Source organism: Mycobacterium sp. ELW1 (assembly GCF_008329905.1).
Taxonomy (GTDB): Bacteria; Actinomycetota; Actinomycetes; order Mycobacteriales; family Mycobacteriaceae; genus Mycobacterium.
Map to the genome: position 1 here is coordinate 1,928,658 of NZ_CP032155.1, position 21,576 is coordinate 1,950,233.

Here is a 21,576-nt window from a genome sequence, read left to right on the forward strand (position 1 = left end):
ATCTACTCCGTGATGGAGATGGCCTGCCGGGGGCACTGACGCACCGCGTCGCGAATCTGTGCCTCGTTCTCCGGGGTCACCTCGTCGTTGAGGACGTGCAGGTAATCCTGGTCGTCGACCTGGAACACCTCCGGGATGATCCCCATACAGATCGCATTGGCCTCACACAGGCCGAAGTCCACTTCAATCTTCATCGCAGCACCTTCACCGGGACGTGGGAGTAACCCGCCACATTCTGCATCTGCACCCGGCGCAGCCCATCCCACTGGACTTCGTAGCGCGGCATGAAGTCGAGCAGCTTCTCCAGCGCGAGCGCACTTTCCATGCGGGCCAGGGCGGCGCCAAGGCAGCTGTGGATGCCGTAACCCAGGCCGAGGTTCTGCGCCTCGGTGCGGTCGCGATCGATGTCGAAGGCGTCGGCATCGGTGAAGGCGTGCGAGTCCCGGTTGGCCGACGCCAGCAGGAGGAACACCGGCTTGCCTGCTGGGATCTTGCCGCTGGGCACTTCGGTGTCCTTGAGGGTGTACCGGACGTTGTACTGCACCGGTCCCTCGTAGCGCAGGAGCTCCTCCACTGCCGCGGGAATCTTGTCCCGGTCGTCGAGCAGCTTGCGCCACTGGTCGGGGAAGCGGGCGAAGTTGACCGCGGCGGTCCCCATCAGCTTGGTCACGGTCTCGGCACCCGCACCACCGAGAAGCGTTGCAAAACCGCAGATTTCGATGTCATCCAATCGGCGCATGTGACCGTCGTCATCGGGGATCTCGGCGGCGATCAGGCGGCTGATCATGTCGTCCTGCGGGTTCTCGCGCCGCTCCTGCACCAGGCCGTAGTAGTACATCGCGGTCTCGATATTGGCCTGCATGCCGGCCTCACTGGTCCCCATCTGCCCCGGCTCACGACTGAGGCTGGTGTCGATCCAGTGCCGAACCTGCTGCCGGTATTCCTCGGGCACGCCGGCCATCCGGGTGATGACCTCGACCGGGAACGGCCCGGAGAAATCCTGGACCACGTCGAAGTTGTCCGGGTCGGCCGCGGCCAGATACTTGTCCGCCAGTTCGATGACCACGTCACGCTGCGACTGGACCGCGCGGGGGGTGAAGGCCTTGTTCAGCAGACTGCGCATGTGCCGATGCTCGGGCGGGTCCATGAAGATGATCGACTTCTGCGGCGGCTCGTCCGCCTTCACCATGGCCAGATCGCAGCCGCGGGTCGACGAGAAGCTCTCATGGTCCTTCAGCGCCGCCGCGACATCCTCGTGCCGGGAGATGGCGTAGAAGTCCTCTTTGGCGTCGTAATACAACGGGGCCTCGGCGCGCATGCGCTCGTAGATGTCGAAGGGGTTGTTGAAGTACTCCTGCGAGAACGGATCGAAGACGAGTTCAGCCTGAGTCATTGCGTTCTCCTCCGAGGCGAGTGCTGGGCTATGAGCGTTACGGAAGGTTGGTTGAGTGTAACGCTAACAGTGGGGTCGACGGGAGAGCGGAAAATGGCTAATTCCCCTCACCTTTCGCACTCGGCAGGCCGGCGTCGACGGCGCCCCCGAGCAGTCCGAGGTCGGTCCCCAGATCGGCGGCGGTCGCGCGGACGACGGCGACGTCCTTGCCGATGAATTCGCCGACAGCAGCAATGAATCCGCTCGCTGAGCCGACCCTGGCGATCGAATCCAGAGCCCGGCTGGCGCCGCTGCCATGGGGGAGCGCGCCGAGCAGAGTGGCCTCGTCGACACCGAGGCGACGGGCCAGCCCGACCGCCTCCGACACGATGCCGATCTGCGCGGCGAACAGCGCGTTGTTGATCAACTTGACCCGCTGACCGAACCCCGTCGGTCCGACGTGCAGCACCGGGTCGGCATAGCTGGACAGCACCGGTCGCGCCCGCCGCACCGCGTCGTCGTCGCCGCCGACGAATACCGTCACCCTTCCGGCAGCGATGTCATGCGGTCCGCCGCTCACCGGTGCGTCGAGCACGCCGATGCCGAATTCGTCCGCCTGCGCGGCGACCGCCTCGGCGGTGCGCGGGTTGCCCGTGGTGTGCAGGATCAGCACCGAGCCCGGACGCATCGCACCCAGCAGGTCGTCGGCCAGGACGATCTGGCGCACCTGCTCGTCGGTGAAGACACAGAGAATCACCGCCTCGGCGTCGCGGGCCACTTCGGTCGGAGTCTCGACGGGACTGGCACCCAATTCGACGACGGCGGTGAGCTTTTCGGGGGTCCTGCCGAGCGCTGTGACGTCGTGGCCGGCGCCGGCCAGCCGTCGAACCATGGGTGCACCCATCCGGCCCGCACCGATGAAGCCCACTTTCACCGTGGATTGTCCATCAACCTCAGTGCGGCGTCGGCGGCGTCCAGCACCGCACCGGGCTGGGCGCCCGCCTTGTCGGCGATGCCCGCGATCAGGCTGACATCCTTGTGCAGCAGCCCCGCGGCGACCTGCTTGAGGATGTCGAGATTGCCGCCGAAGCGGGCCACGCTGCCCAGCGCGAAACTGTTGGCCGACCCCCGGGTGATCACCTCCGACAGGTTCTCGGGCGTGATACCCAGCGCCGCACCGAGATCCAGTGCGGTCTTGGCGGTCGCGATGTTCGCGGTGAACAACAGGTTGTTCAGCAGTTTGGTCACCTGACCGGAGCCGACGTCACCCAGGTGCACAATCGGATCGGCGTATGTGGCGAACACCGGGCGGACCTTCTCCACGACGGCATCCTCACCGCCGACCATCACGAGAAGCTTTCCCTCTTCGGCGGCCGGGCCACCACCGCTGACGGGCGCATCGATGACGGCGACCCCCTGAGCTGCGGCCTGCTCGGCCAACTGACGGCAGGTGTCGGGATGCACGGTGGCGTGGACGGCGATGATGCCGCCGGGCCGAAGTCCGGACAGCACGCCGCCGTCGCCGGTCGCCACCTCGAGCACGTCGGCGTCGCCGACCACACACAGGCACACCAGATCGCTGTTGGCAGCCAGCTCCTGAGGCGATGCCGCGACCGTGGCTGCGGTGTCGGCGAAGGGGTCCACCGATGCCGCGCGCCGAGCCCAGAGCGTGAGCGGGTAGCCGCCCTCGACGATCCGGCGTGCCATGGGTGCGCCTTGGCTGCCCAGCCCGATGAATCCGACGCGCATTAGCCGGCCTCTCTGTCCGAATCGGCGGTGATGCAGTGCGTGAAGAACGACAAAACACTCGAGTGATACTGCGCCGCAGCAACACCCAAGCTCAGATTGTGGCCGGCGCCGTCCTGGTGGTGGATCTGGACCCGCGCCGACGAGCCGAACAGTGCGGCGATGTCGGCCAGCGCTTCGGGCGTCGAGTCCCATACCCGTTCATGCTCGGCGGCGGTGAAGCGCACCGGCGCGGTGACATGGCCGGCGAGCGCGCGAAAATCACGCGCGGCCCAGTGCGTCGAGATCTCCGCCTCTTGCGGCGGCGCGCCGGCGGAGCCGACGGCGTTGATCACGTCGTCGGGGTAGAGCTCTTCCGGCGCCCAGATCAACTCCCGCAGCCCGGCGGGCCGGTGGGTGGGTGTCGCCTGCGTGAGAATGGCTCTCGCAGCGGGATATTGGCGCAGGCCGGTGCCGGCCAGTTCGAGGCCCAGCAAGTCGTGACCACGCTCGGCAACGGCCATCCGCAACGCGAGTTCGCAGCCGTTGGAATGCGCCAGGATGAACAGGCCGCCGCCACGATCTCGCGTGCCGAGCATCGCATCGGCGGCGCCGTAGGCCAACTCGACCCGGCGTTGCGGCTCCCACATCGAATCGGAGTAGGGCGCCGACGCTCCGTAGCCCGGCCGGTCGAGTGCGACCGCGCTGAAACCCGCTGCGGCCGCTGCCCGCAAGAACGACAGCTCGGGATGGTTGGGGCAGTCGAAGTATGCCGCCGAGGACGCCCCGCCGTGCAGGGCGACGATGACTCCCTGCGGATCCGCCGCCTCGGCGAACAAGCCCGACATCGGAATCCCGTCGACCGGAACCATCCGGCGGGTAGGCGCGCTAGTCATCGACTCGCATCAACAGCACCCCGCTCGGCGTCAGGCCTCCGCTGCTCGCCACCGCGACGCGGGCGCCTGCGACCTGCCGATCACCGGCCTCGCCGCGCAGCTGGCTGACCGCCTCGTGGATCAGGCCCATGCCGTGGGTTCGGCCGTGAGAGAGCTGGCCGCCGTGGGTGTTCAACGGAAGCACACCGTCACGGGCGATGTTGGCGCCCCCGTCCAGAAAGTCCTTCGCCTCGCCGATGCCGCAGAAGCCGAGCGCCTCCAGCCACGACAAGCAGTTGAAGGTGAACCCGTCATAGAGCTCGGCGACGTCGACATCACTGGGACGCAACGAGGTCCGCGTCCACAGATGCGCCGACTGGCCCAGCACCTGCGGCTCGTGGGTCAGGGTTGTCTGATCCCAATCGGTGCGTTCGACGATCTGGGTGCCGACGGCCTCGAACAACACCGGCGGCTTGGGCAGGTCCCGGGCGGCCTCCACCGCGGACACGATCACGGCGACCGCGCCGTCACAGGGCACGTCGCAGTCGTAGAGCCCGAACGGGGTGGTGATCGGCCGCGCCGACAGGTAGTCCTCCATCGTCATCGGGTCGCGGTAGATCGCGGTCGGATTCAGCGCGGCGTTGGCCCGTTGGTTGATCGCGATCCAGCCCAGCGTCTCGCGGGTGGTCCCGTAGCGCGCGAAGTGCCGTTGGGCGTTGAGCGCCAACGTGTGTGCGGCGGAGGTCGCGCCGAACGGCATCTGCCAGCTGCTGGTACGCGCCCGCCGGGCGGTGCCATCTTGCCCTGCTTGAGCAGCTCCTGGAAGGTCGACTCCCACAGTGTGCGGAAGCACAAGACGTGCCGGGCCATCCCGGTGGCGACAGCCATCATCGCCGCGATGATCGACCCACCCGGCCCGAAGGTATCCATCCCGCCGTTGATCCACGTGGGGCGTAGCCCCAGCGCGCCCTCCAGTGCGGTCACGCCGCCTTCGCCCATCCCGGCGATGTCGAGGCCGGGATACGTGGACAATCCGTCGATGTCGGCGAACGTGAGCCCGGCATCGGCCACAGCGGCTTCGCAGGCCTCAACGGTCAGCGACAACGGGTTCACCATCAGGCGGCGGCCCAGCCGGGATGCGCCGATCCCGGTGATCGCCGACCGATCCTCGAACTTGCTGGTGGTCAGTGGCGGCCGGACATGCTTGGCGAAGTCCTCCGGGGCGATGTCGTCGGCCGGTTGCTCGGCGATCTGTTTGGGCGTCACCGGGCGGAACAGCGGCAGATACACGTCGTCGTTCTGCTCGAAGACGACTTCGACAAGCTGGCCGAGTTCCAGATCGGCGGGGTCGGCGTCGATGATGTTGGTGGTCAAGCGAACTCGGGGATCCTCCTGGATCGCCACCTGGGCCACCACGTACGGTGCCGGCAGGCCCGGGATGCTGAACCGCTCGTTGACGGTGAACGCCGACAGCACGCCCACGCCACTGACCGGCCTGGCCTTGAGGTCGTGGCTTCCGCAGTACCGGCACACGGGTTGCGGCGGATGGATCAGCGAGCTGCAACCCTGGCACTCCTGGATGCGCAGGGTGTCGTCGGCTCCCGAGGTCCAGAAGAACTCGTTCTCGCCGGTGATCTGGGGCAGCGGGGCGCGGGTCACTGGGCGTAGCCCCAGCGGGCCTCGAAGACCGGTGATTCCTCGGCCGGTGTGTCCGCAGGCCTGGTCTCGCCGTCGAACTCGTTGTCGCTGATCTCGATGATCGCGTGCACCGGGCAGTCGAACAGTGCACGCAGGACATCGTCACGGTCGGCCTCGGCAACCCTGCCGTCCCCGATCAGGGACGCGTAGCCCCAGTCGTCGAGCGAAAAGTGCTTGGGCGCGTGCTTGGCGCAGGCGCCGAAACCGTCACAGAGCGTCCGGTCCAGCCGAATTCGAATCTCACCGCTCATGGCTGCGTCACCGCCTCCACCTCGTAGGGACGCTGGGCGCTGAATCGGCCTGCCCCGCACGGATCGCAGGCGCCGGCCAGGTGATGTTCGACAACGGCGGGGAAATGCTTGAGCAGGCTGCCCGCCACATTGGCCGCGCCGTCGAGGGTGGCGCAGGCACCCCGGCCGCGCAGCACGACTGACCAGCGCTCCAGGCGGGCGACGTCCTCGGCGGTGGCCGCACCGTCGCGCAGTGCGCCGGCGGCCGCGGCCATCGCCGCCGTGCCGTTGAAGCACGACCCGCACTGCCCGGCATTCTCCCGGTCGAAGTAGGCCAGCACCGACGCGGCCACGGCCACCGAACAGTCGTCGGTCAGGATCGCCACCGCGCCACAGCCGAGGCCGCATCCGAGCTCGCGGAACGTCTCGTGATCCAGGGTGGTGTCAAGCACCTCGCGGTTCAGCAAGCCCGCGAAGTAGCCGCCCATCAGGGCGCCCTGCACCGAGTCGGGCGAAACACCGTGTAAGGCAAGCACATCGCGGAACGGCATGCCGTGGGGCACCTCGTAGAGGGCCGGTGGGCGTCCGGCGCCGGTGATCGTCATCAGGAAGGTGCCCGGCGACGCCGCCGTACCGGCCGACCGGAAGGCCGCGGCGCCATTGCGGTGGAGATACGGCAGGTTCGCCAACGTCTCGACGTTGCTCACCAGAGTGGGATGTCCTGCGATGCCGTGCTGGAACGGCCGTGGCGGTTTGTCTGTCGGCTTGGCCGGTCCGCCGTTGACGGCGCGCACCGCGGCGGTTTCCTCACCGGCCACATAGCCGGCGTCCACCGTGACGATCGAAATCTGAAGTCCGCCAAGCGTGTCGAAGCCCACTTCGCTGAGCGCGGCGTCGACGGCGCGGGCCGCGTCGAGGTCGGAGACGTAGACGTAGGCATGGTGGGCGCCGACCAGGCGGGCGGCCAGCCGCACGCCGTCGAGCACGAGGTGCGGACGGTGGCGCAGCAGCCAGCGGTCCTTCACCGACGCGGGCTCGCCCTCTTCGCCGTTGGCCAGTACCACGGTCTCATGGCCGCGGGTGTGCGCGGCGCGCACCGTGCGCAGTTTGACCGCCAGCGGGAAGGCGGCGCCGCCTCGGCCGAGGAGGCCCGAGCCTTCCACTTCGGCGAGCAGACTCTCGGGGCTGTCCAGTGGCGAGTATCCACCAATGGACGCATACGCGCTCATGCTCTCCACCGTTGCGGGCAGTCGCAACAACCGGGGAGTGATTCCCGGTGCACAGGCGACGGTCAAGGCCGTGCCTGCGGGTGCGGTGGCATTCATCGGTCACCTCTTCTGATTCGGGTACCCGGCGCGAGATCGCTAGGCTGAGGCCCATGAGAACGGCGGTGGTGCGTGTCGATGTCGACCCGGCCGGTGAACTGACGCACGCTGAGCTCACCGCGGGTGTCGCGGCGCTGCGTGCGCTCGCCGACGACAGCGGTGTGACCGTGGTCGACAACAACCTCGCCGCGATGCCGCGCGGACGGCGGGAAGCCGAACTGCTGATCGGCAACACGGCGGCCGCCGATCGCCAAGAGCTCGAGCGCGTCGGAGTCGCCCTGTGCGCCAAGGCGTTCGGTACGGAGCCGGTGATCGGTGTGATGACCTACGTCAGCCGGGGGACCGACGAAGATGCGCACGGGGTGCTGGCGGGTTTCGGTTTGCGCGGTGAGATCGCCCGAATTGCAGGCGACGACGGTTACGACATCCTGAACGTCACGCTGAGCAAGGCCGATATGGCGCGCATCCCGGAGAGCCGGGTGCACACCGCGCTGGAGGCCTCGACCAACTGCGAGATCCGCATTCTCCTGGTCTGAGTACAGCCGGATGCTCATCGGCCCAGGAAGTCCAGAATGGCCGGGGCCGCCTGCACCCAGGTGTCGAACATGTTGAAGTGCTTGACCTTTCCGGATGCACGGTCCTCGCCGGCGCGCTCCCAGGCATCCTCCGGCCACGGTGGGTCGATCAGCGTGGAGCCCTTGATGAGGCAGTTCACCTCGAGCGAGGTGCGCTTGGGGTGGTCCCAGTCGTTCTCGCCGCCACGGATGATCAGGGTGGGCACCTTGATGTCGCCGAAGAGCTCGTCGTCGACGCCGGGGATCGCCTGACCGGGCTTGGGTACGAACGCATTGAGCCAGCGCAACATGACCCGAAGGAACTCGTCGGGATCCATCGCCAGGATGCGCTCTTTGTTCACCGGGTTCTCGGCGATGCGCTCCTTCCATTCATCCACGTGCAGAAGGCCTTTGATACCGAGGCCACGCACCGCGAGGATGCTGGGAACCAGATAGTAGGAGCCCAGCACGAAGCTGCCGTAGACACCGCCGACGATGTTCCAGGTCACCAGCTTGGTGGCGATCTCGGGGTACAGGATCGTGGTCAGGATCGAGTCCCGGGCGCCGCCGGAGCCGCCGGCGATGATGCACGGACCGATACCCAGGCCGGTGATCAACCCGTGCAACGTCTCGGCGCGCATGTGGGATTCACTCTGCCCGTGGAACTGGAGGTCGGACTTCCCGCAGTTGGGCCGGTCCCACAGCAGCACCCGGTAGCCGCCCTTGACCAGCTCCTCGGCCAGCGGGCGCAAACCCTCGATGTCCTTGCTGTATCGGCCGCCGGGGGTCAGTGCGATGAAATCACCTGCTTCGCCCAGGATCTCGTAAACGACGTTGCCGCCGTTGATCTCCAGGACCTGCTCGCCGTCGCGCAGCTGCGGGCCGGCGGTCGTGGGCGTGCTCATGCCATCACCAGAACGTCGTCGCCCACCACTCGGACCGGGTAGGTGCGGATACTCCACTCCGGCTTGACCGCAGTCGTGCCGGTTGCAAGCTCGAATCCCCACTGGTGCCAGGGGCAGTAGATGTACTCGAGATCGCGCACCATCACCGCGTCGCCCGGAACGCTCTCGTCGACGATGTTTCGTCCACGGGGGCGTCCCGAGCACAACGGACCACCTTCGTGCGGGCAGTAGTTGGCGATCGCGTAGAACGTGCCGTTGACGTTGTACACCCCGACTCCATGCCGGCCGATCGGTACCAATTTGTGTGTGCCGGGCGGAATTTCGTCCACAGTCGCGACCACGTGCTCTCGACCTTGCGCCAGGCGGGGCTGCTTTTCGGGTTTGGTCATCTGCTCAGAACACTCGCGTCTGACCCTCGAGGGCCGGGACGGTGTCGGGCAGGCCGTACGTCTCGATCCCGTTGCGGAACATCACCGCTTCTCGCGCGTGCTCGGGCAGGTGCTTTACCAGCCAGCGCGGGTCGTCGTAGGTCCAGTGCGGGTAGTCGGAGGAGAACAGCAGGATCTTCTCGCATTCCATCCATTCGAAGGCCCGCAGCAATTCGGTCTTGTCCTCGGGATAGTCCAGCGGCTGGGTGGTGAACTTGATGTGGTCCTTGACGTACTCGCTGGGCTTGCGCGTGATGTCCAGCCAGGACCTGCGCGCGTCGTAGATGGCGTCCATGCGCCACATCAGCGGCAGGATCCAGCTGAAGGCGTGCTCCACGAACACGATTCGCAAGGTGGGGAACCGGTCGAAGAGCCCGTCGAAGATCATGCTCATCACCTGGTTGGCGGCCAGCAGTGAGTAGCTGACCATGAAATCGTGGTTGTAGCTGGGCAACCCGACCGGCGGGATCGGCAGTGTCTCGAAGAATCCCCGCGACAGGTGGCAGCTGACCGGTTTGTTGGCTTTGACGGCCGCCGCCCAGATCGGGTCGTACCGTGGGTCGCCCCACGACGGTCGCGGCTCGGCCTTGATCATGACCTGGGCCATGTACGGGTGCTCGGCCCACTTCTCGATCTCGCGGGCGCCGCCTTCGGGGTCTTCGATGGCGACCAGGATCGAGCCGCGCCACCGTTCGTGCCAGTTTGTCTTGCTGTCCAGCCAGTGCTCGGCCTGCCAGGTGTTGTGGGCGTAGGACAGCGCTGCCGTGGCTTCGGGTATCCGGCACGGCGCGTGTGCCGGTTCGAGGATGCAGACGTCGGCGCCGGCCTCCATGATGGCCTGGCGTAGCGCGAGGTCGGGGTCACTGCAGGCGAATTCGCCGTCGTCGGGGAAGGTGTCGACGCGCATCGCGTAGGCATGCGCGTAGTCGGGAGCGTCATAGTAGATCGTTTCGCCGACCCGATGGTTCCTGAAGTACTTGGTCCGTATCGGCTCTGGGATGTACTCCTGCAGAACGCCACGCTTGGGCACCGGGTGGACATCGGAGTCGACGCACCGGATCGCGATGCGTTCGGCGGGAGCGACTCGCTCCTGGCTGTGGGTGAGAGTCATCGTGATCTCCTTAGCTCTCTGTGCGAGTCAGTGTGTTCCGACACCGGCGGGGATGTCTATGCCGTAGAGCGCCGCGGCGTTGCGCCAGCAGACTTTCTCGCGCTGCTCGGCGGTCCACGCGCTGGGCAGCGCGCGGACATCGCCGCAATGCCAGTGCGGATAGCTCGAGCCGAACATCAGCATGTCCTCCTTGCCGGTGAAGGACAGCCATTCGTCGGCGAACTCGGCTTCGCCCGGCCCGTCGAGGCTGTTGTGGATGAAGTGGACGTGCCCGGGTAGATAGTCACTCGGCATCTTCGGCGCCCACGGGGTTTGTTCCAGGTGCGGCCGTCCGAAGCAGTCCATCCGCCACGTGAACGGTGTCAACATGTCACCGGCGCCGTCGGCGAACACGAACTTCAGGTCAGGCATGCGCTCGAACACGCCCTCGGCGATCAGGTTCAGCAGGTGGTAGATGTAGCTCAGTGAGCTGAAGCCCAGGTACTGCTCGTAGGTCCTGGTATGCCCGGACGGCGTCGGGGGGAACGCGATGCCCTCACCGGTTTCGATATGGGTGGCCACCGGCAGGCCCGCGTCGACGGCCGCTTCCCACAGATCCCAGAACTGCGGCTTGCCGTAGAGCTCCCGGGACTGCATCGGGATGCCGATCTGGACGACGCGCGGGTGATCTTTGTACTTCTCGATCTCCCGCAGCGCGCCGCGGATGTCGTCAGGGTTGACCCGGATGGTGCCACGGAAGCGCTCACCGAATTCGGCATGATCCAGCCAGCGCGACACCATCATCTCGTTGTGCGCGGCCAGGATCGCCGTGCCCAGGTGCCGGTCGGGCATGATGCCGCGGCCCATCGGATGCAACACCGCGACGTCGACTCCGCGATCGTCGAACAGCTGCTGGGCAACGAAGGCGGGGTCGGAACCCGGGTACTGACGATCCGGCCCGCGCGTCCCCTCCAGGTATTCGCCGCCGGGTGCGCCGTACCAGTCCATTTCGTAGTCGGGGAAGCCGCGGCTCTTGAACGGCTCCCGCATCACGCCCCGCAACTCAGGCGTGGACCCGAAGAAAATGTGCACGCTCGCGTCGATGACGGGAGTCGTCGTCCCGTCGCGGTGCTCTATCACCAAAGCCGCCTTCCGGAGGTCCGTCTGCGAGTAAACCCGAGTTCTTCAGTAGCAAGAATACTGTTCTCACGATTGAGAGTAGAACCTCATTACCACTTTGCCTCAACCGACCGTAGGCAGCAAGCAAATCAGCCGGTAGAGTGCGATACCGTCTTAGGAGAACCTGCGGTTCACTAATAGAGAATCAGATTTCCATTCGGGTGCTCTGACCCGGGTAGGAGGCGGCGAGTGCTACTGGAATTCGATGCTGATCAGCGGTTGTGGCAGGACACCGTGCGTGACGCGGTGGCCAAGCAATGCCCCGCGTCGCTGATCCGCGGGATCGCCGAGGACGGCATCGACCCGACACCGTTGTGGGAGTCCTATGTGGACGCGGGTTGGACGGAGCTGGCCGACCCGGAGAACGCGGTCGAGCTGGCGATCGTGCTGGAGGAGTTCGGTCGGGCGACCGACCCGACGCCGTTCCTGGCCACCCTCACCCAGTTCGCGCCCCTGGCCGGTGATCGATACGACCCCCGGCAAGCCGGGACCGCGGTCTTCGACGGCATCACCGCCCATCGGGACAGCAGCGGGTGGGTGCTGGCCGGAACCTCCCGGTACGTGCTGGACGCCGACCGGGCGCAGAAGCTCGCGGTGGTGACCGACGCCGGCGTGTTCGTCGTCGACGCCGCCGTCGCCACGGTCACCCGGGTCTCGGTGTTCGATCCGGTCATGCACGTCGCCGACGTGACCTTCCCCGGCGTGGTGGTGTCCGACGACGATCGGGTGCACGCCGACTCTGAGCGGGCTCGCCACGTCGCCTTGACCGGAGTCGCGATCACGACGGTCGGGGCGTGTCAGCGGGTCCTCGACCTGGCTCTGCAGCACGTCCGAGATCGCCACCAGTTCGGAGTGCCGATCGGCTCTTTCCAAGCGGTGCAACACAAAGCGGTCGACATGCACGTCGCGATCGAACGGGCCCGCGCGCTGGCCTACTTCGCCGCGCTGACCATCAGCGCGGACGATCCGCGCCGCCGGCTGGCCGCCGCGATGGCGAAAGCGGCGGCCGGCGACTGCCAGTCGGTGGTCTTCCGCCATGGCCTGCAACTGTTCGGCGCAATGGGATTCACCTGGGAGAACGACGTTCAATTCGCGCTCAAGCGCGCCAAATCCGGCGAGCTCATGCTGGGTGGCGCCGCCGAGCATCGCGCCGTGATCGCCGACGAGTACAGGGAACTGTAGATGCAACTTTCATTCGATCCCGACGTCGAGACGTTTCGCGACGAGTTCAGTGCGTTCCTGGACGCCAATCTGCCGACCGAGGCCGAGACCCAAGAGCGGCCGCGGTCGGTGTCCCACATGCCGGCCTGGGCGCGACGCTGGCAGCGGCTGCTGTTCGACAACGGATGGCTGCTGCCCGGACAGCCGCCCGAGTTCGGCGGCCGCAACGCCTCGATCCTGCAGCAGTTCGTTCATCTCGAGGAGCTCTGCCGCCGCAGGATCTATCACAGCTTCAATCCGCAGGGCGTGAATATCATTGCGGCATCGCTGATCTCATTCGGATCTGACGAGCAGAAGCACCACTGGGCGGTGCCGGTGCTCAAGGGGGAGAAGACCGCGTCGTTGGGGATGAGCGAGCCGAGTGCGGGCTCGGACCTGGCCTCGCTGCGCACCCGCGCAGTCCGCGACGGCGACCACTTCGTGGTGAACGGCCAGAAGGTGTGGACCTCCGGCGCCCACGACGCCGATTTCCTGCTGACGTTCGTCCGGACCGACCCGGACGCCCCCAAGCACAAGGGCATCAGTGTGCTGCTGATCCCGACCGACCTGCCCGGGGTGGTCTGCCGGCCGTTCGCGTCGATCTGCGGGATCGACGACAAGGACTTCAACGAGGTGTTCTTCACCGATGTCCGCGTCCCGGCCGAGAACCTGGTCGGTCCGCTCAACGGCGGATGGGGTGTGGCCAACGGATCACTGGGCCATGAACGCACGATGATGTGGCTGGGCTTCGCCGACCGGATCGCCAACATGATCGGGGACTTCGAGCCGAAGACGCCGCTGGAGAAAGACCAGTACGCGTCGATGATCATGGACTACCAGGCGCTGCGCCTGATGGGTTCTTCAGGACTGGCCAAGGCTGCACGCGGGGAAACCGATGTGGCCTCGGTGTCGGTGGTCAAGCTGTTCGGTTCCGAGGCCGAGCTGCGAGCGTCCGAATACGCGCTCACGGCAAGCGGATCCGACGGCCTGGTACACCCGTCCAGCACCGGGCCCTATGCGCACCTCAACCTGGACCACTACTTCGCCAGCTGGTTCGAGCGCCATGCCCGCAGTTTCTCCGGAACGATCGCCGGGGGTACCTCGGAGATCCAGCGCAACATCATCGCTCAGCAGGTGCTGAGCCTGCCCCGGTCGAAGTAGACCGTCGGACACAGCCCCACCCGCGCGCGACGCGTGAATCCAGGCTGCGTCAGGCCCACCGTCGGCGCTCCTGGAGCACTCGTCGCACGCCTGGTGAGGGCAGCTTTCTGCCCAGGGGTTAATTCGCGCGCGCGGCGGGTATAGAGCTCTCACTTGATCGGATCCACGGTGCTGAAAACCTGCCGGCGCCGCACCGAGAGTCGTTTGCTGACCGACTTCTGACGTCGTCAAGGGGCTCTGAGGAATTCTCAGGTTATTCCGAGTTGCGCAGGCCTATGAATGGGCCGCAGTTAACTCACTCTGCAAGCAAAATGGTGATAATCAAGCGCTCCCAGCGAATATTTATCGCGCCAAGGATCGCTCGCGTTACCCGAGTCGCGGAACTCGTCACCAGGGCACTCCCTGACTGGTCCTGCCTGTACTCCACTCTGAACTGCGTTGACCGCGATGTTCCCCATCGCGATCCGGTTCAAACCGGTTTCTGCAAACTGGTAGGGCTGCTGAGCATGCATCGCGGTGAGCGCCCCACGGACCGGGCCCCGAGCCGCCCAGCGGCGTGTCGCGCCTGCGATTCGCGGTGAATTTTTCTCGGGGGCCGGAACGCCGGTCTGCCAGCAGCAGCGAACGAGACGGCAGCTCACAACTGGCGCACAGGTTCTTGCTGACCGTTCGCTTAGCTCACGATTTTGGGTGGCCGGACCACGCCGGCCTCCGGGGTGGGCGCGGTGGGTCAGGGATGGGTCCGGCTACCTCATTAGGCGTGCTTAGGCGCTATGCGGTCCGCGGCCGGGGGTCCCGCGGAGGCGGACTCTCGCCGCAACGGCAGCTGACGCACAACTATTTGCTGTAACTATATATGCGTACCCGTTAAATAAACTGGGCTAATTTCGATCTAGCTAACTCGAATGGATATGGTCACGGATTTGGCACAGCAACGCCAAAAAACTGAGAGCAAACACTTGGCTACTTAGGTTCTTCTCAGGTATGTTCGCGTTTGTCGGGGCACAGCCATTTTGAAGGGATAGTCATGGACGTTGCTGTTCGGTCGTATCTGACCGCGGGGGTGGCAGTCTTCGGGGCCAGCGCGATTGTGCTGGCGCCCATCCAGGTGACACCGCCGGATCTCCATCTGGTGCGTGATCGCGCTATGTCGGCTCTTGCCGATGTCTCACTGTCCTCACTGGAAGACGTGATCCAAGCCATCAACAACGGGTGGAACGGTGTGAAGGGCGGACTCAACGCCCTCAACAGCGCCGCTGACACCGCGATCACACAATTCGGTGATGCCCTTCAGGCGACTCTGATCTCCGGAATCGGTTCGGGCAACACTGCTCTGCAGTCCGTCGTCGACGGACTGCTCGACGGCGGAAGCACACTCGCCCGCGCGGTCGACAACGCCATCGCCGCATTCCCGAACCCGCAGGCGTTCATCGACGCGGTGGTTCAGGCCTTCGCCAACATCGATGTCAATCTCGGGCTGGCGCTCCAGGCCGCGCTGAATGCGGCACTGAACCTGAACCTGGCGCTGGACCTGAACGCGGAGGCGCTGGCCAATGCCTTGATCGCCGGCGGTGCCGCTCTTGCCGCGGCATTCAACGCCGCCGTCGCGGGCTTCCCGACCCCGGCCGATTTCGCGGCGGCGTTCGAGGCCGCGCTGTCCGCCGTCAACCCCACGCTCGGCATCGTCGCCAACGTGATCACCAACCTCACCGGTGCGCTGGGCGACGTCGTCCTTGCGGCGATCACGGCCAAGGTCGACATGTTCCAGGCGGTGCTCACCGCACTTGCTGACAGTGGCAGCGCCCTGTTCGCGGCCTTCCAGGCTGCGCTGTCGGCGTTCCCGAACCCCGCGGCGTTCATCACCACGCTGGTTCAGGCCTTCACCAACATCAACGCCAACCTGGGCCTGCAGCTGATGCTCGCGCTCCAGGGCGAGATCAACAGCGTGGGTGACCTCCTCCAGGCTCTGGTCAACGGTGGCGTCACCCTGGCCGCGGCGTTCAACGCAGCCCTGGGCGATTTCCCGAGCCCGGAGGCCTTCGTCAACGCACTCACCGGTGCGCTGGCCGCGCTCAACCCCACGCTGGGTGTGCTCGCGAACGCGTTCACCACGTTCACGGGTCAGTTGGCGACCACGATCCAGGCCGGAATTGCGGCCGGGCTCACCGGTTTCCAGGCGCTGCTCGATGCGCTCGGTAACCCGCTGAGCGCGCTGTCGGCAGCATTCCAGGCGGCGCTGGCCGCGTTCCCGAACCCGCAGGCGTTCTTCAACGCTCTGGTTCAGGCGTTCGGCAATATCGACGTCAACCTGGGTCTGGCACTGCAGGCCATCATCAACGCCTCGATCGACGGCCCGCAGGCCTTCCTCGAAGCGCTGATCTCGGGTGGGGCAGCACTGGCGGCGGCATTCAACGCCGCACTGGCCAACTTCCCGAGCCCGCAGGCCTTCGTCGACGCCCTGGTCGGAGCTTTCGCGGCGCTCAACCCCACGTTGGGCATCCTGGCCGACGCGTTCACCACCTTCACCGGCCAGCTGGCGACCACGATCCAGGCCGGAATTGCGGCCGGGCTCACCGGTTTCCAGGCCCTGCTGAATGCCCTCGGCAACCCGCTGAGCGCACTGTCGGCAGCCTTCCAGGCGGCGCTCGAGCTGTTCCCGAACCCGCAGGCGTTCTTCAACGCTCTGGTTCAGGCGTTCGGAAACATCGACGTGAACCTGGGTCTGGCACTGCAGGCCATCATCAACGCCTCGATCGACGGCCCGCAGGCCTTCCTCGAAGCGCTGATCTCGGGTGGGGCGGCACTGGCGGCGGCGTTCAACGCGGCACTGGCCAACTTCCCGAGCCCGCAGGCCTTCGTCGACGCGCTCACCGGAGCGCTGGCGGCGATCAACCCGACCCTGGGCATCCTGGCCAACGCGTTGACCACGTTCACCGGTCAGCTGGCGACCACGATCCAGGCCGGAATTGCGGCCGGGCTCACCGGTTTCCAGGCACTGCTCGACGCTCTGGGTAACCCGCTGAGCGCGCTGTCGGCGGCCTTCCAGGCAGCGTTGGCGGCGTTCCCGAACCCGCAGGCGTTCATCAACGCTCTGGTTCAGGCGTTCAGCAACATCGACGTCAACTTGGGTCTGGCCTTGCAGGCCGCGCTCAACATCGGCGTCGACGGGCTGCAGGGATTCGTGGACGCTCTGGTCAACGGTGGAGCGCAGCTGGCGGCGGCGTTCAACGCCGCACTGGCCAACTTCCCGAGCCCGCAGGCGTTCGTCGATGCCCTGGTCGGAGCTTTCGCGGCGATCAACCCGGCGTTGGGTGTGCTGGCCAACGCGTTCACCACGTTCACCGGTCAGCTGAACGCGACCATCCAGGCCGGAATTGCGGCCGGGCTCACCGGATTCCAGGCGTTGCTCGACGCGCTGGGTAACCCGCTGAGCGCGCTGTCGGCAGCGTTCCAGGCAGCACTGGAGGCGTTCCCGAACCCGCAGGCGTTCATCAACGCTCTGGTTCAGGCGTTCGGCAACATCGACGTCAACCTGGGTCTGGCACTGCAGGCCATCATCAACGCCTCGATCGACGGCCCGCAGGCCTTCCTCGAAGCGCTGGTGTCGGGCGGGGCGGCACTGGCGGCGGCGTTCAACGCCGCACTGGCCAACTTCCCGAGCCCGCAGGCGTTCGTGCAGGCGTTCGCCAACGCATTGGCGGCGCTGAACCCGACGTTGGGCATCCTGGCCAACGCGTTCACCACGTTCACCGGTCAGCTGGCCACCACCATCCAGGCCGGCATCGCGGCCGGTGGGACAGCGTTCCAGGCAGTGCTCGACGCACTCGCCAACGGGGCCACCGCGCTGTCGGCGGCGTTCCAGGCGGCTCTGGCTGCCTTCCCGAACCCGCAGGCGTTCGTCAACGCGCTGATCAACGCCATCGGCAACATCAATGTCGACCTGGCGCTGGCGTTGCAGGCCGCGCTGAACGTGAACCTTGATGGGGCACAGGCGATCATCGACGCGTTGGCCAACGGAGGTGCACAGCTGGCCGCGGCCTTCAACGCGGCTCTGAGCAACCTCCCGAGTCCGGCGGCGTTCGTCAACGCCGTCACCGGAGCGCTTGGTGGTGGCCTCGAGGTCGCCCAGCAGGTGTTCAACCAGGGCGCAGCAGCACTTCAGGCTGGAATCGACGCCGGTGTGCAGGTGGGCAACCAGCTCCTCAATGCACTCGGCAACGGGCTGGTCCAGGGCGGTGCGGCTCTGAACGCGGCGATCAACGCCGCGCTGGCGGCCTTCCCGAACCCGGAGATCGTGGTCAACGCGCTTGCGAACGCGGGCGCACAGATCGCCGCAGGGCTGAACACCCTGGTCAAGTCGATCAATGCGAGCCTGGGGATCAACATCAGCTTCAACATCGGTGGCATTCACATCGGTGGCGGTATCAACGCCGGTGGTGGAGCGGGTGCTGCGGCCTTGGCCGCGGCCGGTGCCACGGCTGGTGCCGCGGCGGGGGCCGCCACCAAGGTGGCGGGTGTCAACGACACGGCAACGAGCACCAGCGGCAATGCGCCGACTGTCTCGCTGAATGTCGCGGATTCCCCGGCGCCGACGTCCTCCAAGACGACGGCACCGAGCACGAAGGTCTCGGCTCCCAAGCTGAACCTTCCTGCACCGCCGAAGATCTCGTTGCCCTCGGCACCGAAGATCTCGCTCCCCGCGCCGCCGAAGATCTCGCTGCCTGCGCCGCCGAAGGTGTCGCTGCCGTCGCTGCCGAAGCCGTCGACCAAGGGATCCTCGGATACCAAGGCCGGCACCAAGGCCGACAGCTCCAGCAAGGGCTCGGACTCGGGTTCGGGCTCGGCCAAGAGCGGATCCGCCGGCAGTGCGAAGAAGGGCGCTGCCTAACCAGCACGAAACGAACTGTGGCCCTCTCCGAAAGGAGGGGGCCACAGTCGTTGGTGCGACCGTTCACCAATCGATGACGGCGGCTTCTTTGCGCTCGGTGATAGGGCGAGCCAGACCCTGCTCCTCGCAGATCCGCTGCAGGTTGGCCAGCGTCTCGTCGAGGCCGGGGCCGAGGCGCGGTCCGGGAGTGAAATCGGCAGGCAGGTGTTTCATGCCCTGGATGACGCCGATCGTCTCGTAGTGCACAGTGCCTTCCTGGTCGCAGACGTAGTCCGGCATCCGGTCGAGGACGGCGGTGACCATCGACTTGAACACCGTCCTGGCCACGTTCGACCCGACGCAGCGGTGCACGCCGATGCCGAAGCTGAAGTGACGGTTCCCTTTTCGGTCCAGCACAACCTCGTTGGGCTTGTCGAAGACCGAGGGATCTCGGTTCGCCATTGCCCACGACAGCCACAGCCGCTCACCCTCTTTGAAGCGGTGGCCCTCGACCTCGACGTCCCCGGCGAACGTGCGGCCGTCACCGGGAGCGGGGGTGTAGTAGCGCAGGAACTCCTCCGTGGCGGAGTCCAGCAGCGCATCCCGTTCGCGACTGAGCCGTTCCCGCTCGGCCGGATGCTCGCTCAGCCATTCCAGTGAATGGGCGGTCAGGGCGGTGGTGGTGTCGAAGCCCCCGCCGATGATCAGCCCGAGGTTGCCCAGTATCTCCAGATCGGGGGCGGGCTGACCGTCAATCCGTAGTTGCAGCAACGCGTTCACCAGACCGGGCCGCGGATTTTCGCGGACCTCCATCATGGTGGTGACCATGTCGAGACCCATCTGCCGGTTCATCTCGGCGACGCGCGCGGCGTCGGGCGAGTGTTCCGGGGTGGACACCGACAGGTGAGCGGGCTCGCTGTAGACCGGCCACTTCTGCAGCTCGATACCCATCATGGCGAGGGTGAGCACCGCGGGCACGATGTTGGCGAGGTCATCGACGAAGTCGATGTGGCCCGACTCGATCTTCTCGTCGAGCGACGCACGTACGATCTCGTCGACGAACGGCACCCACCGCTTGACCGCGGCGGGGGACAGGTACGGGTTCAGCGCGCCGCGGTACGAGCTGTGTTCGGGCTCGTCCATCTCCAGGATGCCGCCGCGAACCACAGTGGCCCGCTGAGCCTTTGGGATCGTGATGCCTTTGTAGGGAGTCTCGCCGGTGAGGTCGTGGTGGTTGGAGACCACCGGACAGCGCGCGAGCTCGAAGACCTCCTTGCTGCCGGCGGCCACCCAATGACCGTCGTAGACATCGGTCCACGCCATCGGGCAGCGGGACTGCATCTCTTCGGTGATCTTCTCGAACTGCTGCCGGTATTCCGGCGTGTGCCGATCGAAGTGATAGGTCGGCTGCTTTCGTTCGGTGTCGTCGGTGACGTCATCGATACTCAAGGCATTGTCTCCCTTGATATTTGGCTGGCAAAAACTGGAGGTCAGTCCTCTTCGATGAGGATTGCCTGTTCAGGACAGGAGTGTGCGGCTTCGCGGACGAGCTCGATCTGGTCGGCCGGCACCTCTTCGGTCACCGGCGACGAGCTGCCGTCGATATCGCTGAGCTCGAACATGTCTGGAGCGATCATGGCGCACAGCGTGTGTCCCTGGCACCGGTCCTGGTCGACCCGAACCTTCACGGATTCCCTCTCAAATCTCTTGATAGTTCCGGTGTTCAGACGTGGTAGTCGTACCACTTGAGGTAGCCGCCGGCATCCACGCGCAGCTGCATACCGGTGACGTAGCGGGCCTCATCTGACGCCAGCCACAGCACCGCATTGCTGATGTCCAGCGGCTCGACGAAGTTGACCTTCATCGCCTGCTGGATGCCGAAAACCGGTTCGGCGTCGGCGCGGGTCGGGTTTTCCAGATCCGGCCGGAACGAGCGGTACATCGGATCGCTCTGCAGCATGTCGGTGTTGCAGTTGGTCGGGTGAACGACGTTGGCCCGGATACCGCGCACGGCGAGCTCGGTGGCGAGGTCGTGGACATAGTTGGACAGCAGGCGCTTGGCGACCATGTAGGACATCCCGCCGGGGTCCGCGCCAGGGTTGTCCTTCTGGTGTGCGTCCATCAGCGCCGCGGTCGAGCCGGTCGCGATGATCGAGGCGCCCGCCTCGAGATGAGGGAGTGCCACCTGGATCGCGTTGATGGTTCCGATCAGGTTGGTGTTGATGACGTCGCACCAGGCCTGCAGTGGGGGTTGCCCTTTCATCCCGGCGATGCCGGCCTGGGCGACGACGATGTCGACCTTGCCGAACTCGGCGAGCCCTTGGTCGAGAGCCGTCTTGAGTTCGGCGGCCTCACGAACGTCGGCCTGCGCGGTGACGATGCCGCGCCCGGTCTTCTTGACCAGTTCGGCGGTCTCCTCGAGATCCTCGGGGGTCGCCATCTTGTAGCCGATGGTGTCGATGTCCTTGCACAAGTCGACAGCGATGATGTCGGCGCCTTCTTCGGCCAGCCGCAGGGCATGGCTGCGGCCCTGCCCGCGCGCGGCACCGGTGATGAAGGCAACTCTGCCCTGGACTCGTCCCACAGGTATTCCTCTCTCTGACTGCTGTCTCGTTGTGTTGAAAAGTCTTGTGGTGCCGTTGCTCAGGTGTGGGCGGTATCGAGGAATCGCCGAAACGAGTGGCGGCCCGAACCGCCACCGGTTACCAACGCCGTCTTCACCAACGGTCTCCGTCGCGGTCGGGATAGGGCAGACACGCGTCACCACAGCGTGCACATCCGGTCGTGTCGCCGGTCCAGCGGATCTCGTAGTTCAAGAATCGCCCTTTCTGATATGAGAACGCTACTCTCGGTGTGATCCATTTCGCAAGACACTTCGGCGCAATGTGTCTAACTGCGGAGATGCCACGCCGGACCGCACCACGAGGGTGCGTCCTGGATGTGACGTGTTCGGCCAACGCGGCTTGA

Annotated in this window: 18 protein-coding genes and 1 pseudogene; 4 read left to right on the forward strand and 15 right to left on the reverse strand. The window is 66.0% G+C overall.

What is annotated here, in order from left to right:
- Window positions 1-2: 2 nt before the first annotated feature.
- The 8 genes and pseudogenes from D3H54_RS08905 to D3H54_RS08940 form a co-directional block, all read right to left on the reverse strand.
- Window positions 3-194, reverse strand: coding sequence for a ferredoxin (locus tag D3H54_RS08905; RefSeq protein ID WP_149378731.1), 192 nt, complete (start codon window positions 192-194; stop codon window positions 3-5).
- A complete protein-coding gene (locus tag D3H54_RS08910; protein ID WP_149378732.1) occupies window positions 191-1,393 on the reverse strand; it encodes a cytochrome P450 in 1,203 nt (400 codons plus the stop codon). The genes D3H54_RS08905 and D3H54_RS08910 overlap by 4 nt, the downstream gene beginning before the upstream one ends.
- A 97-nt stretch (window positions 1,394-1,490) precedes the next feature.
- On the reverse strand, window positions 1,491-2,306 hold the full coding sequence (locus D3H54_RS08915) for an NAD(P)-dependent oxidoreductase (protein WP_149378733.1): 816 nt from the start codon (window positions 2,304-2,306) through the stop codon (window positions 1,491-1,493).
- Window positions 2,303-3,121, reverse strand: a complete 819-nt coding sequence (locus tag D3H54_RS08920) for an NAD(P)-dependent oxidoreductase (protein ID WP_149378734.1) — start codon at window positions 3,119-3,121, stop codon at window positions 2,303-2,305. Before D3H54_RS08920 ends, D3H54_RS08915 begins: the two co-directional genes overlap by 4 nt.
- Complete coding sequence (locus tag D3H54_RS08925) at window positions 3,121-3,993, reverse strand: alpha/beta fold hydrolase (RefSeq protein ID WP_149378735.1); 873 nt, start codon at window positions 3,991-3,993, stop codon at window positions 3,121-3,123. The genes D3H54_RS08920 and D3H54_RS08925 overlap by 1 nt, the downstream gene beginning before the upstream one ends.
- Window positions 3,986-5,631 (reverse strand): annotated as a pseudogene (locus D3H54_RS08930) (thiolase C-terminal domain-containing protein). The gene D3H54_RS08925 and the pseudogene D3H54_RS08930 overlap by 8 nt, the downstream one beginning before the upstream one ends.
- On the reverse strand, window positions 5,628-5,909 hold the full coding sequence (locus D3H54_RS08935; RefSeq protein ID WP_432246581.1) for a ferredoxin: 282 nt from the start codon (window positions 5,907-5,909) through the stop codon (window positions 5,628-5,630). The pseudogene D3H54_RS08930 and the gene D3H54_RS08935 overlap by 4 nt, the downstream one beginning before the upstream one ends.
- Before the next feature lie 8 nt (window positions 5,910-5,917).
- On the reverse strand, window positions 5,918-7,225 hold the full coding sequence (locus tag D3H54_RS08940; protein ID WP_149378737.1) for an NADH-ubiquinone oxidoreductase-F iron-sulfur binding region domain-containing protein: 1,308 nt from the start codon (window positions 7,223-7,225) through the stop codon (window positions 5,918-5,920).
- Between the two features lie 53 nt (window positions 7,226-7,278).
- On the opposite strand from D3H54_RS08940, the gene D3H54_RS08945 reads away from it, so the two are divergent.
- Window positions 7,279-7,761 carry a hypothetical protein gene (locus D3H54_RS08945; protein ID WP_149378738.1) on the forward strand — a complete coding sequence of 161 codons (483 nt, stop codon included), beginning with the start codon at window positions 7,279-7,281 and terminating at the stop codon, window positions 7,759-7,761.
- A gap of 14 nt (window positions 7,762-7,775) precedes the next feature.
- Here D3H54_RS08945 and D3H54_RS08950 read toward each other — a convergent pair whose 3' ends face one another.
- Genes D3H54_RS08950 through D3H54_RS08965 form a run of 4 tightly spaced genes read right to left on the reverse strand, consistent with a single transcriptional unit; the run spans window position 7,776 to window position 11,342 of the window.
- Window positions 7,776-8,684: an alpha/beta fold hydrolase gene (locus D3H54_RS08950; protein ID WP_149378739.1), complete on the reverse strand. Its 909-nt coding sequence runs from the start codon at window positions 8,682-8,684 to the stop codon at window positions 7,776-7,778.
- Window positions 8,681-9,073, reverse strand: coding sequence for a Rieske (2Fe-2S) protein (locus D3H54_RS08955; protein ID WP_149378740.1), 393 nt, complete (start codon window positions 9,071-9,073; stop codon window positions 8,681-8,683). Before D3H54_RS08955 ends, D3H54_RS08950 begins: the two co-directional genes overlap by 4 nt.
- Before the next feature lie 4 nt (window positions 9,074-9,077).
- Window positions 9,078-10,223, reverse strand: coding sequence for an amidohydrolase family protein (locus D3H54_RS08960; protein WP_149378741.1), 1,146 nt, complete (start codon window positions 10,221-10,223; stop codon window positions 9,078-9,080).
- Between the two features lie 27 nt (window positions 10,224-10,250).
- Complete coding sequence (locus D3H54_RS08965; protein ID WP_149378742.1) at window positions 10,251-11,342, reverse strand: amidohydrolase family protein; 1,092 nt, start codon at window positions 11,340-11,342, stop codon at window positions 10,251-10,253.
- Window positions 11,343-11,570: 228 nt separating this feature from the next.
- On the opposite strand from D3H54_RS08965, the gene D3H54_RS08970 reads away from it, so the two are divergent.
- The 3 genes from D3H54_RS08970 to D3H54_RS08980 all read left to right on the forward strand — a co-directional run bounded on the left by D3H54_RS08970 (window position 11,571) and on the right by D3H54_RS08980 (window position 18,630).
- Window positions 11,571-12,563 carry an acyl-CoA dehydrogenase family protein gene (locus D3H54_RS08970; protein WP_149378743.1) on the forward strand — a complete coding sequence of 331 codons (993 nt, stop codon included), beginning with the start codon at window positions 11,571-11,573 and terminating at the stop codon, window positions 12,561-12,563.
- Entirely contained in the window at window positions 12,564-13,742 is a 1,179-nt protein-coding gene (locus tag D3H54_RS08975) for an acyl-CoA dehydrogenase family protein (RefSeq protein ID WP_149378744.1), read from the forward strand.
- Window positions 13,743-14,769: 1,027 nt separating this feature from the next.
- Window positions 14,770-18,630 carry a superantigen-like protein SSL4 gene (locus tag D3H54_RS08980; protein ID WP_149378745.1) on the forward strand — a complete coding sequence of 1,287 codons (3,861 nt, stop codon included), beginning with the start codon at window positions 14,770-14,772 and terminating at the stop codon, window positions 18,628-18,630.
- A gap of 63 nt (window positions 18,631-18,693) precedes the next feature.
- On the opposite strand, the gene D3H54_RS08985 is transcribed toward D3H54_RS08980, so the two are convergent.
- Genes D3H54_RS08985 through D3H54_RS08995 form a run of 3 tightly spaced genes read right to left on the reverse strand, consistent with a single transcriptional unit; the run spans window position 18,694 to window position 21,193 of the window.
- Window positions 18,694-20,058 carry a cytochrome P450 gene (locus tag D3H54_RS08985; RefSeq protein ID WP_149378746.1) on the reverse strand — a complete coding sequence of 455 codons (1,365 nt, stop codon included), beginning with the start codon at window positions 20,056-20,058 and terminating at the stop codon, window positions 18,694-18,696.
- Window positions 20,059-20,099: 41 nt separating this feature from the next.
- Window positions 20,100-20,297 (reverse strand): ferredoxin, encoded by a 198-nt coding sequence (locus tag D3H54_RS08990; RefSeq protein WP_036344115.1) that lies wholly within the window; start codon window positions 20,295-20,297, stop codon window positions 20,100-20,102.
- A 35-nt stretch (window positions 20,298-20,332) separates the two neighbouring features.
- Window positions 20,333-21,193 (reverse strand): mycofactocin-coupled SDR family oxidoreductase, encoded by an 861-nt coding sequence (locus D3H54_RS08995; RefSeq protein ID WP_149378747.1) that lies wholly within the window; start codon window positions 21,191-21,193, stop codon window positions 20,333-20,335.
- Between the last annotated feature and the right edge of the window lie 383 nt (window positions 21,194-21,576).

What these genes read in the sequence shown, in the direction of transcription:
- D3H54_RS08960 (WP_149378741.1), bottom strand. Translation starts at nt 10,223, where the DNA reads ATGACTCTCACCCACAGCCAGGAGCGAGTCGCTCCCGCCGAACGCATC.
- D3H54_RS08920 (WP_149378734.1), bottom strand. Translation starts at nt 3,121, where the DNA reads ATGCGCGTCGGATTCATCGGGCTGGGCAGCCAAGGCGCACCCATGGCA.
- D3H54_RS08910 (WP_149378732.1), bottom strand. Translation starts at nt 1,393, where the DNA reads ATGACTCAGGCTGAACTCGTCTTCGATCCGTTCTCGCAGGAGTACTTC.
- D3H54_RS08940 (WP_149378737.1), bottom strand. Translation starts at nt 7,225, where the DNA reads ATGAATGCCACCGCACCCGCAGGCACGGCCTTGACCGTCGCCTGTGCA.
- D3H54_RS08975 (WP_149378744.1), top strand. Translation starts at nt 12,564, where the DNA reads ATGCAACTTTCATTCGATCCCGACGTCGAGACGTTTCGCGACGAGTTC.
- D3H54_RS08905 (WP_149378731.1), bottom strand. Translation starts at nt 194, where the DNA reads ATGAAGATTGAAGTGGACTTCGGCCTGTGTGAGGCCAATGCGATCTGT.
- D3H54_RS08955 (WP_149378740.1), bottom strand. Translation starts at nt 9,073, where the DNA reads ATGACCAAACCCGAAAAGCAGCCCCGCCTGGCGCAAGGTCGAGAGCAC.
- D3H54_RS08980 (WP_149378745.1), top strand. Translation starts at nt 14,770, where the DNA reads ATGGACGTTGCTGTTCGGTCGTATCTGACCGCGGGGGTGGCAGTCTTC.
- D3H54_RS08925 (WP_149378735.1), bottom strand. Translation starts at nt 3,993, where the DNA reads ATGACTAGCGCGCCTACCCGCCGGATGGTTCCGGTCGACGGGATTCCG.
- D3H54_RS08945 (WP_149378738.1), top strand. Translation starts at nt 7,279, where the DNA reads ATGAGAACGGCGGTGGTGCGTGTCGATGTCGACCCGGCCGGTGAACTG.
- D3H54_RS08950 (WP_149378739.1), bottom strand. Translation starts at nt 8,684, where the DNA reads ATGAGCACGCCCACGACCGCCGGCCCGCAGCTGCGCGACGGCGAGCAG.